Source organism: Moorena producens 3L (genome assembly GCF_000211815.1).
GTDB lineage: Bacteria > Cyanobacteriota > Cyanobacteriia > Cyanobacteriales > Coleofasciculaceae > Moorena > Moorena producens.
The window spans coordinates 74757-85833 of the sequence record NZ_GL890956.1 but is presented as its reverse complement, the minus strand read 5'-3'; the positions used below and the strand labels follow the sequence as shown (position 1 = coordinate 85833).

At 42.2% G+C, this 11077-nt stretch carries 9 protein-coding genes and 2 pseudogenes; 1 reads left to right on the top strand and 10 read right to left on the bottom strand.

All coding sequences use genetic code 11. The features are described from left to right. From LYNGBM3L_RS25095 to LYNGBM3L_RS25055, 10 genes and pseudogenes are all read right to left on the bottom strand, one after another. Positions 1-535 (bottom strand): class II aldolase/adducin family protein (locus LYNGBM3L_RS25095; RefSeq protein WP_044494724.1); only part of this gene is annotated, 535 nt, incomplete at its 3' end. Positions 536-992: 457 nt separating this feature from the next. After that, positions 993-1118 (bottom strand): annotated as a pseudogene (locus tag LYNGBM3L_RS50595) (uroporphyrinogen-III synthase); the annotation flags it as partial. Positions 1119-1319: 201 nt separating this feature from the next. Then, the gene (locus LYNGBM3L_RS25090; protein WP_008188131.1) at positions 1320-2354 is read right to left on the bottom strand and encodes an SAM-dependent methyltransferase; all 1035 of its coding nucleotides are present in this window, start codon (positions 2352-2354) and stop codon (positions 1320-1322) included. A gap of 121 nt (positions 2355-2475) precedes the next feature. After that, the gene (locus LYNGBM3L_RS25085; RefSeq protein WP_229414687.1) at positions 2476-3420 is read right to left on the bottom strand and encodes a 2-hydroxyacid dehydrogenase; all 945 of its coding nucleotides are present in this window, start codon (positions 3418-3420) and stop codon (positions 2476-2478) included. A gap of 73 nt (positions 3421-3493) precedes the next feature. Beyond that, positions 3494-4657 carry a pyridoxal phosphate-dependent aminotransferase gene (locus LYNGBM3L_RS25080; RefSeq protein ID WP_008188129.1) on the bottom strand — a complete coding sequence of 388 codons (1164 nt, stop codon included), beginning with the start codon at positions 4655-4657 and terminating at the stop codon, positions 3494-3496. 217 nt (positions 4658-4874) lie between these two features. Further along, complete coding sequence (locus LYNGBM3L_RS25075) at positions 4875-5684, bottom strand: class II aldolase/adducin family protein (protein ID WP_008188127.1); 810 nt, start codon at positions 5682-5684, stop codon at positions 4875-4877. 84 nt (positions 5685-5768) lie between these two features. Continuing rightward, on the bottom strand, positions 5769-6638 hold the full coding sequence (locus LYNGBM3L_RS25070) for a hypothetical protein (RefSeq protein WP_008188126.1): 870 nt from the start codon (positions 6636-6638) through the stop codon (positions 5769-5771). 166 nt (positions 6639-6804) lie between these two features. After that, positions 6805-7182, bottom strand: coding sequence for a DUF3326 domain-containing protein (locus LYNGBM3L_RS25065; protein WP_008188125.1), 378 nt, complete (start codon positions 7180-7182; stop codon positions 6805-6807). A gap of 511 nt (positions 7183-7693) precedes the next feature. Beyond that, entirely contained in the window at positions 7694-8500 is an 807-nt protein-coding gene (locus LYNGBM3L_RS25060; RefSeq protein ID WP_008188124.1) for an aldo/keto reductase, read from the bottom strand. A gap of 302 nt (positions 8501-8802) precedes the next feature. Then, positions 8803-10080, bottom strand: coding sequence for a lipid-A-disaccharide synthase-related protein (locus tag LYNGBM3L_RS25055; RefSeq protein WP_008188123.1), 1278 nt, complete (start codon positions 10078-10080; stop codon positions 8803-8805). A gap of 441 nt (positions 10081-10521) precedes the next feature. Between LYNGBM3L_RS25055 and LYNGBM3L_RS25050 the strand changes: the two are divergent. Continuing rightward, a pseudogene (locus LYNGBM3L_RS25050) lies at positions 10522-11004 on the top strand (B12-binding domain-containing radical SAM protein); the annotation flags it as partial. Between the last annotated feature and the right edge of the window lie 73 nt (positions 11005-11077).

The window sequence follows — 11077 nt, the reverse complement described above, 5'->3', positions numbered from 1 at the left end:
AAAGACCATGGTTACGGAGGATTAAACATTTCTTGTCTCCCAGAGATGCCACCAGCCTTTCTCGCTCATCCAGGTTAAGTGAGATGCCCTCATAATCATGGTAGGCAACCCGATTATAAAATTCCATCGAAATTTGGTTAAGGGGCAACAAACCCTCTTCCATCGCAGCAACAGCCATGCCACTAACAGTATGGGTGTGGATGATTGCATGGGCATTAGGGCAACCTAAATGAATAGCACTGTGTATAGTAAATCCGGCTGGATTTACTTCCGCGTCTGCCTGGTCAATTTTGTTGCCATTAGCATCCACTGGAACCAAATTTGATGCACATATTTCGTCAAACATCATACCATACGGATTAATGAGGAATATTGGTGGCTCCTCTTTAATCCGCACGGAAATATGGGTGTATATCATGTCTGTCATCCCATAATAGTTAATCAAGCGGTAAGCAGCAGCAAGATCTACACGTAACTGTCGTTCTTCTTGGGAATAAAAGGTAGTTATGGAATTATTTATATTAGAGTTTTTCATTTTTACAGTAATCTATAGCAATTATACAACTTGTGAGGTACAAATTTATCGGTTTTAGGGAGCAGGGAGCAGGCAATAGGCAATAGGCATGCTAGCAATAGGCAATAGGCATGCTAGCAAGAGTGAAAAAATCCTGTGTACCTCATAGCTATGAGAAACGCTATTTTCATCTTAAAGGGGTGACTATTTTATTAGTCAATATCTCGACCTAGTTGCTTTTTGGGCGAGTTGTCGCCCCCGCAGACTTTATCTAATTTAATTATTGTGGTCTCTATTTTTACTTTTTGTTAGTTGTGGGATTCCATGAAATCACATTATCTCTGCTTTTATATCATCTCAGGATAATTACTCTTAATAAAAATATCCCCCATCTCCCCATATTCCCCTCCTGGGAGGGGTTAGGGGTGGGTTCCCATCTCCCCAGACTTTTATGATGGGTATTCAACCGAACTTGATATTATTTGTTTCCCCCTCTGCCAGTCTCCCATGCCACAATCGCCTCAGTTAAACCTTCTAAAGTATATTCAACTGCTTCTACATCTACCCGGCCTAACAACTGGCGACAGCTTTCGGAAGTTTGGAAATCGAGGCGATACAGACATCCTAGTTTTCATGTTATCCTGTCAGCCGAATACGTTTTTCGATCCTTGATCCAGGTGTTGTACATGGCCCATGTTGAACGGGCACATCTTGCTTTTGCATCAAAGTACAAATTCTCCGGTTCGTAGTTCCTAGATGGTTTCAACAAAAGCCCGTTGCACAACTTTTGACGGCTTGATAATTTTCAACATAGCTTATAACTTTTTTTTGCAAATACGCTTCTCCCATTTTTGCCCACAGTGGCATGAATCTCATATTTAGGTTGTGTGGTTGAAACATCCCTCTCAATTTTAACTTTAATGAAGTCACCAGCTTCTAGTTTTAGGGGTTTTTCAAAAAGTTTAGCATATCTAACTAACCAACTTGTTTTTTGTGACAATGTATCAATGACTGTTTCTCTGTCTACCCAGAGATTTATATAGAAAATAAATCCATCAAATAAGCTTGGTTTTTCAATAATAAATTCTATAGTTTTATCATCTATCATTGTCAAATTTTCAGCAAAAACTATATTTTCAAATTCTTGGGGTTCGGCAATCAGGTTACAAACGGGGAAATTACAGGTCAGATAAGTTCTTGGTTTAGAAAAATTAAAATCATCACTTAAGTTTATTATAACATTTTTCATGATTAACTTCAGAAACAAATTAACGATTTGCTGATATGGGGAAAGTTTCAATGGTGATACAGGAGCTATTTTCGTAATGCACTGGTACGGAATAAACTCGGCATTTGGCTTCAAAAATCTCTCTTTAGCATCGTTAACTGCTAGCACCATACCTTCCCGGCTACCTATAGACCCGACAATTTCATGAACCAATATATCGCATTTTTCTTCTATCTCTATATCTTGTGAAAATCCTTGATAAATTTTAATTTTTTCTTCTAGATTAAGTTCTTCGAGCAGTTTTTTTGACTCTGCGAAAGCTTTCTCATTTTCTTCTATTGTGTAAATCTTTTTTACTCCTGCATCTACACAAAATTTTGGTAACAATAATGCTTTGCCCGTGCCAATTTCAACAGCTACTTTGTCTTTTACTTTTTCAGAAATTACTTTTCTATAGGCTTGGGTTCTGATTTCATCATTTTCCATCAAATCATACATGGCATTTATATATAAATTATTGTTTTCATTGATCGAATTAATCTTATCGAAGCCACTTAAGAAGACAAAATTTAGATTTTGGAAGAATTTGAAAATATCCGATCTAATAGTCATGCTCTCAACTTACTCTCTACTTATATTCATCTACAATAATATTATATTATCAATAAAATGGTAAGCCAATCTAGATTATTTTTCGGATTGATTGGCATTGCAGAAAACTCACTATTAAGACTTAGTAGCCCCGGTTCCGATCAATTGCATTCTCCAATGGTCTGCCCTCGCGACTGCAATCGATTGTATCCACAATGCGAGCGGCTAGCTCCTTAGGGTTACCCACAGCAGCAATATGGGGAGTTACTATAATGCGCGGATGAGACCAAAAAGGATCGTCATTGGGCAAGGGTTCCTGATGGAATACGTCCAAACACGCCCAGGCAATTTGACCTGAATCTAATGCACTCAATAAATCAGCTTCTACCAAGTGCTTGCCTCGACCGACATTAATTAAGTAAGCCCCGGTCGGTAAAGCTGAAAACGTTTCATGGCAGAGAATACCCTCGGTTTCCGGCGTTACGGGCAGCAAACACACAATCGCCCGACATGTGCTCAAGAAAAGCTTAAACTGTTCGCGCCCGTGAAAGCACTCCACTCCAGCCATTGCTTTTGGTGATCGACTCCATCCCCGCACGGAAAAACCCATAGCTGCTAGCTTTTTGGCCACCGTCGAACCAAATACCCCTAACCCCAAAATCCCCACTGTAAATTCTTTAGCCTCTGGTACCGGTAGATATTCCCAGCGTCGCGATCGGTGCAATGCTTGATACTCGATAAATCGCCGTTGAAACAGCAAAACAGCTAGAGTGACATACTCCGCTATTTGCTGAGTTTTGCCCTCCGAGAGCAGACGCACAATCGGGATATGCTTGGGCAGATCTGGGTCTACTAAAATCCGATCTACGCTGGCTCCTAGGGATATAATCAGCTTCAGATTAGGCAATTTTTGCATCACTCCCAGTGGGGGCCACCATGCCAGCACAATCTCAATCTCATCTAGTTTCCCGGATTCAGGCCAGATTCGCAAATCTAGACCGGCCTTGCGTTTCTTCAACTCTGCGGTTAATTGTGCAAACCATTCCTCTAAATCGATGTTTGCCAGTAGTAGCACTGCCATATTCATGTCCATTCGCAGTCAACTCAAGCTTAAGTCCGAAGTGTGAAGGGAGTGCGTTCGCGTAGCGTAGCCCTTTGGGCTAATCGCCTTTGGCGCGGCTGAGGCCTTTGGCCACGCTTCGCGAACGCCGATCGCAGATCCCAGAATTGACCTTTTCAAGGAACTCGGTTATCCTTAGCACTCCTTCGGACACATCTTGAGGGCTTTTAGTAAAGTTGACGCGCAAAAAACCGGGGTCGGTTTCAGCAAAATCCGTTCCCGGAGCAGTGGCAAGTGCATAGTCTTTGGCTAATATCGATGCTGCTTTCATGGAGTCCATACCTTCAGGCAGCGGTATGATACCATAAAACCCCGCCTGGGAATTTCTGATTACAGGGACAGAGTAGCGATCGCAAGCCGCTAAGAACACCTTGTGGCTGCGACCCAGGTAGCTTCGATGAGCCTTTAGCAGCAGCCGGGATCTCTCTAGCAGTCGTTCTGTTAACAGCTGTCCGGGAAGATTCGGGCAAATATTCAACAATACTTTCATACTCTCGGCAGCTTCAGCTAAGCTTGATGGTACAATCACAAAACCGATACGCAATCCCGGAACGGCAAAAGACTTGGCAAATCCATTGACAATGAAATGTTCCCCAGGCAGTTGCGTCCCACTGGGAGCAAAATCCCCCGCGAAAGTCATTAACTGGTAAACTTCGTCGAAAATTACTGGAATGCCGAATGAAGCAATTTCTGCTAGCATTTCCCGACTAGCTATATTTCCGTGGGGATTTCCCGGAGAGTTGACGATTATAGCAGCGGTTTTGGCAGTTATCAAATTCCGCAGTCGGTGGGGTGAGAGGTTAAACTCTGCATCCAGGGGTGCCGATATCGGAATGCCACCAAACATCTTCACGATTCGCGGATAGGCCGCATATCCGACGGCTGGTATAATGACTTCGCTACCTCGGCGCACCAACAGCCCCAATGCTAAGACTAATGCACCAGTCGCCCCATCAGTTATCAATATCTGTGCCGCTGGGATATCTATACCTAAGGTCGAGGCGTAAAAGCTGCTAATTTTTTTCCGCAGTGACATCTGTCCGCTAATATCCCCGTAACCTAGTACTTTTTCTACTTCAGGAGCCTGTAAAGTCAGGTCAACGTATTCTTGAATTGGGAAGTCCGATTGACCAAAAGCTAGAGAAATCGGTCGCCAGTGGGATTGGTTTCGAGCTAACAGAGTCGAAATCTTGTCAATTCCCATGGGCCGAAATGTTAGTATTGGGGTTGGCATTGATGAAACTTGGGATCGCTTTAGTACTCCTTTAAATTACCAGTTAGTTGTTCAAATCAATTGCGAATAATTGTTTCAGAGTTATTACTAATTAGTAAACCTTGATGTTTTCCATTTTTATCAAATGGAGTGAAGGAGGCAGGATTCCCCGTATTTTTTTGTGTATTTGAATATGGCCTAATTTTTCCTAGGGTAAGTTGGGTGGGAGTATGTCACTATAAGAAGAATCGAGTCGATCGAGCAAACGGCGATTAGCTTCCCATACGAGTTGGAATTCTCGGTTGTTCTGGAGGAATGGACCCTCGAACTGCTTTGCTGTATGTTCGCAAATCTCAGGTGGTGGTATTATCGGCTTGGCGTTACTACTTAATACATTAACCTGAATCTCGCACGCCTTATTCAGGTAGTACATATAGAAGAATGCTTCCGCTACTGTTTCACCTACAGTTAAAAGACCATGGTTACGGAGGATTAAACATTTCTTGTCTCCCAGAGATGCCACCAGCCTTTCTCGCTCATCCAGGTTAAGTGAGATGCCCTCATAATCATGGTAGGCAACCCGATTATAAAATTCCATCGAAATTTGGTTAAGGGGCAACAAACCCTCTTCCATCGCAGCAACAGCCATGCCACTAACAGTATGGGTGTGGATGATTGCATGGGCATTAGGGCAACCTAAATGAATAGCACTGTGTATAGTAAATCCGGCTGGATTTACTTCCGCGTCTGCCTGGTCAATTTTGTTGCCATTAGCATCCACTGGAACCAAATTTGATGCACATATTTCGTCAAACATCATACCATACGGATTAATGAGGAATATTGGTGGCTCCTCTTTAATCCGCACGGAAATATGGGTGTATATCATGTCTGTCATCCCATAATAGTTAATCAAGCGGTAAGCAGCAGCAAGATCTACACGTAACTGTCGTTCTTCTTGGGAATAAAAGGTAGTTATGGAATTATTTATATTAGAGTTTTTTGTATTTACACTCATATTTACATTTTTTTAAGTTTTACTCAAATCAGTCTTAAAAGTAAACAGGAAGTATACGAACTTTAATTAATCTTAAACTTACTATTAAACGAATTTACTTTTATAAATTAAATCACCATCCTTAAGGTCAGTTAATTTATAACCAAAGGAAGTTAAAGTATCATCGCCTTTCGATTTGATCAGGGAGTATAGACCATCAAGAAATATTTTAGAGTAGCGGGCTTGGGAATCGACAAAACGCATTGTATATGCCATTCTCGATGGTAATTTTCCCTCCAGGAGGGGGACACTTCTATGCCAAACAAATTTGTCTAGTAGAAGGGCATCACCCACTTCAAAGTTATCTTCTACTTTATTTGTATCTAAAACCATCTCTTCAACTTTAGAAGCATAGAAAAACTCAAAATAATTAAACTCTTCGGTTTGACAAAATTCTGCAAAATCTTTGTGTTGTATTAGTTCGTACCGGAGGGCATAGTACCCAGAGGTTGGATAAGCCTTTCGTGGTACATATGCCATGCCTCCATGTTGCTCTTTCGTATTAATTGGAACTAGTGGTATCCATAGGGAATATCCTAAATCCTCTGGTTTAATGAAGTTGAAGCTAACAAGATCGAGATGAAAATGAAATCCTTTTCTGTTTGGTTTTAATTCAAATCCCACACCTTGGGTGAAGATTAATTCATTTTCGATTAATGGCTTGAAGGTGTTTTTAAAGTTTTCTTCAGAATAGATCTGGTGGGTGACAGCATTTTCTAGGTCATAGCCTACTCTGGAAAAATCGCCACTGTAAGATTCGGGAACTTTTTTTACTTGATTGGATTCGGCAGTTAGATACCGTAATTTATCGATTGCTTCATCCGTAAACAGTTTTTTTAGTTTGATAAACCCATTCTCAGCAAAAGAGTTTTTTTCTTCTGGGGATATAGTGATTTTGTTGACTAGCAAAGACATAAGCTTTTAAGAATTTAGGATGTAGGATTTAGCATAAGTTAGAGCTCTAAACAAATTTACTCTTAGAGATTAAATCACCCTCTTTCAGATCGGTATTACCCAGTAGTAACTGACAAATCAGATTCCCTTCCAGATAAAGCACATTATCCTGACCGAAATAGATATCCTACGCTGTAACGGCATTGGGATTTGTCACCAGATAGTCACAAGCGGAGGCTAACAGATTGGTACTAGGAGTCGCATCTCCGGCAAAACCACCAATTTCTGCTCTGACTCCGGTGGGAATAATACTAACTGCGACAAATGGTTGGTTAGAAACCCGTTGACGAATATTAATATCAAGTAAAGATGACCAAACCGGCTTTCTGTCTGTATCAATGAAGCTGGATTCAAAGGTGAGAGTATCTCCTTCAACCTTGGTTAAAATCAAGCGAATGGGAACACCTGGTAAGGGAAGCTCAGCAATTTTTTGGGAAATTTCTCTCCAGGTGCGCTGTGGGGGAGGGCATTTAATTTCAAAATCTTTGGTATAGACTTGAGCCATTCTCTATATTTACTTATCTAACAACTGATTCAGTCAACCGGATGAATTTTACACTAATCATCGTCTGGCTTATGAGCTAACAACTCAGTAGGTCTAATCCCCATTGATTCAGCAAGGCTAAAAACTAGGGGTAATCCATGTTTGAGCGTTCATTTCCTTGCCTCCTAAGTTTTCCACTTAGCCAGTGTATCGTAAGAATTACTTTTCATGAGAGAAAAATTTGTTAATTTTTGTAACAAAACCAGAGCAGACCGGGGTGCATCCCAGTTTTGATAAGGGTTTCGTCAATTTTTATTCCCTGCTGCTGCGAATTTGCCCGATCCAAAGTTCCCGACTTCTGCAAGCATTTTATTATATCATGTTAAGATAATAATTTTAAAAAAATAGCTTCCTTTTCGTAGGTAATCTCCCTCCTAATTCCCTGTTCTCTGTTCTCTGTTCCCTGTTCCCTGTTCCCTGTTCCCTATTACCTACTATTTATAAGTCTTCAACCGCAGATGATATTAACTAATTAAGGCCATTTATTATCGAAGCTATCCTGGCCGGTTCCATAAATTAGATCGCCATAGGTTTGCCAATGGTTTACTTCCTGAAGAGATAACTCAGGAGATTGCAAAATCCTGAGATTTTCAACTAATTCAGATTCGGTTTTAGGTGCAGTGAGGACTAAGCGAATCGCTGGTTGGCGCAGTACCATGCGATAACAGTCAGCAGCACTTGGAGCTGGATTTTTCCAGTCTTTATGCCCTTGCAACAGCGAACCCCAACGAGTGGCAGTAAACCCAACTACTGGAATGTCGGCTTTGAGCGCAGCAGGAAACACTTCTACTTCGGCTTTGCGATGGGCCATGTTATAACGATGCATCAGCACATCACAGGACTGCTTTCTCAATAATTCCACGGCTAATTTGCGGTTATGGGTGGTTGCGCCAACATAGCGGATTAATCCTTCAGTTTTCCAGGTATGGATCTGGTTTAAGGCTACTGCAACCTGGTGGAGATCATCTTTAGGGGAGATATATTCCAAAAAGAACACATCTATTGTATCCACATCAAGCAAAGAACGAACTTGGTCGAAATATTCGCGCAGTTGGTTAAGATCGCGACTGTTACTGCCCGTGGAAACTACCACTTGATCTCGTTGAGCTGCCAGAATAGGCTTTAGTCCTTCTAGGAAACTGGTGTAATTCAGGTTGTAAAAAAAGAAGTAATTGATTCCAGCCTCGTAAGCAATCTCTACACAAGTTTTATCCATTGGGTTTTTAGCTCCCAGACCCAAAATACTGACAGTATTACCACTCAAAGTTTTAATATCCATCGCAATATATAACCTTTATACTTGTTTTTAATGTGTGGAAATTGTAGTTTGAATAGGACTGTTAAAACAGCCCTATATATGCTAGATATAATGGGTGCATCTCACTTTTGCTGTTTGATCCGGTGGTGCGTTACGGGGCGGGCTGTCCCAACCAGGCGCAAAGAGGCGGAAAATGATGGCTAGCCCTTCCCTAACGCACCCTACGCAAAATTTATAAATATGAGATGCACCCGATATAATAGACATCTGAGATGTCTAATTTATAATTCATAATTCATAATTCATAATTCATAATTCATAATTCATAATTCATAATTCATCTTTTCCATCAAACACTTAGCAATCCTAGCTGCTGCCCCTGGTTGACCAAGGCGTCGCTGACCATTTTCTGCTATTAGCTGTAACTTGTCGGGGTTATGGAATAACTCTTTCGCTATACTTGCTACCAATTCTGGTTGCTGTGCTATTACTAACGATGGACCTAACAAGCGAGTTTGGGCTTCGGCAAAAGCAGGGGTATATTGGGGACCAACTCCTGGCATGGCAATGGCTGGTTTTCCTAACCCGACAAATTGCTCTGTGGCTGTGCCTGCCATGGCGATACAGAAATCCCCTTGGAGCAGGCAGAGGTTATAGTCGTTCTGGGTTAAAATCAGTGTGCCATTTTGCTTGGTAAAAGCCAAAGCCTGTTTGTCTTTGAGCTGGAGATTGAATGGATCGGATGGCAAGGTGACCTCAGTCCAACTATGAGCGACTAAAACCTCCCGTAAAGGATCTTGGCTTAATCCTGGAGCAATGGCAGCGAGAAATAAAAGCGATCGCGAAGCAAAAGTATCCAGTAACCCTGATGCTGCCAAGATGATTTGATGCCAATTGTGATCAGCCTCCGGTATTCTGGAACCGGGTAGTAACGTAATAGTTAGGGTACGCTTAGTTTCGTTTAATTCTGCATCTTTGTCATAAACCATTGGTGCTGGATAGTCTGGATAAATCCCATCCATCATCGGATTACCCAGATCAAAAGCTGGGATAGACCACTGCTTTAAGATCTGTGTAGTCAGGGTATCTCTAGGAAAAACCCCTAAACAACGGCGATTAGACATCAGCCAACGCTCCCAAGGCAAATAAACCGAACCTGACCACCCTTCCCAACGGGGTCGATTGGGTAACCATCCCGATTCATCCCGCAAATAGTATTCCGATTTGGCAGTACCAACAAAGCCATAGGGTAAACCACTCCACCAGGCAAACAACAGTGGTACGATATCTCCTACTGCTAGGATAAAGTCCCCTGATTTAGCCCAACGGCGAATTGCTTTTAATTGAGACCAAATCAATTGCACTAAGCCTCCCTGCACATCACGCCACACTTGCTGTTGGGACATATAGATAAATCCACCCGATGGCATCTGCTCAACGGAGCCGATAATGGGGATATCTAATGGGAGATAAGCCTTTCCTTCCCCAACTAAGGGTAAGGCGGCTAGTTCTGGACAAGTAGAATAATGTTGCAATTCCTGTAGAATTTGGACAGCAATCACATCCTCTCCATGACCATTGCTCAGGCATAGTAAACGCATGGTTAGTCGGGTTTTAATATAACTAGGACTTTCGTCGGTTGAAGGTTTAAAGTTGAAGGTTGAAGGTTGAAGATTGAAGGTTCAAGGTTGAAGGTTTAAGGTTCGAGGTTGAAGGTTTAAGGTTTAAGATTGAAGGTTCGAGGTTGAAGGTTTAAGGTTGAAGGTTTAAGGTTGAAGGTTCGAGGTTGAAGGTTCGAGGTTGAAGGTTCGAGGTTGAAGACAAGAATGTATAGCGGTTCTGATAGTAATGAGGTAAACAAGATTTTTTCCCGATTCCCGATTCCCGACTCCCGATTCCCGATTCCCGACTCCCGATTCCCGATTCCCGATTCCCGATTCCCGATTCCCGACTCCCGACTCCCGATTCCCGATTCCCGATTCCCGATTCCCTCAATTGAGAACTGCTGTAGTATTGTACTATTCTTGATTTCAACATCAAACGTGAGAGTTTTACTCCTGTCTCCTCTGTTCACGAAATCCTATTGGTCTTTTGATAAAGCCATAGAACTGATCGGCTGCAAAGTCGCCCAACCCCCTATGGGTCTGATTACTGTAGCAGCTATTCTTCCTCAAACCTGGGAATTCCGCTTAGTAGACCGTAATGTTCGTTTAGAAACTGACGCTGACTGGGAATGGGCAGATGTGGTGATCGTTTCCGGTATGATCGTCCAGAAACCTGATATGCTCCACCTGATTGGAGAGGGGAAACGGCGGGGCAAATTGGTAGCCGTTGGTGGTCCTTATGTCACGTCTATAGCAGAGGAAGCTCAAGAAGCAGGAGTAGACTTTCTGATTTTAGATGAAGGTGAGATTACCCTACCGAGATTTGTTGAGGCACTGGCTCTGGGAGAAAGCTCGGGAGTATTCCGTGCTAATGGCGAAAGGGCAGATGTAACCAAGACACCAATTCCCCGCTACGATTTACCAAAAAATTTGGGTAATCGCGCCCCGTCCTTACAGGACGGCTTTTTTTTGTTCGCAACTGAAGGCTCCTTTG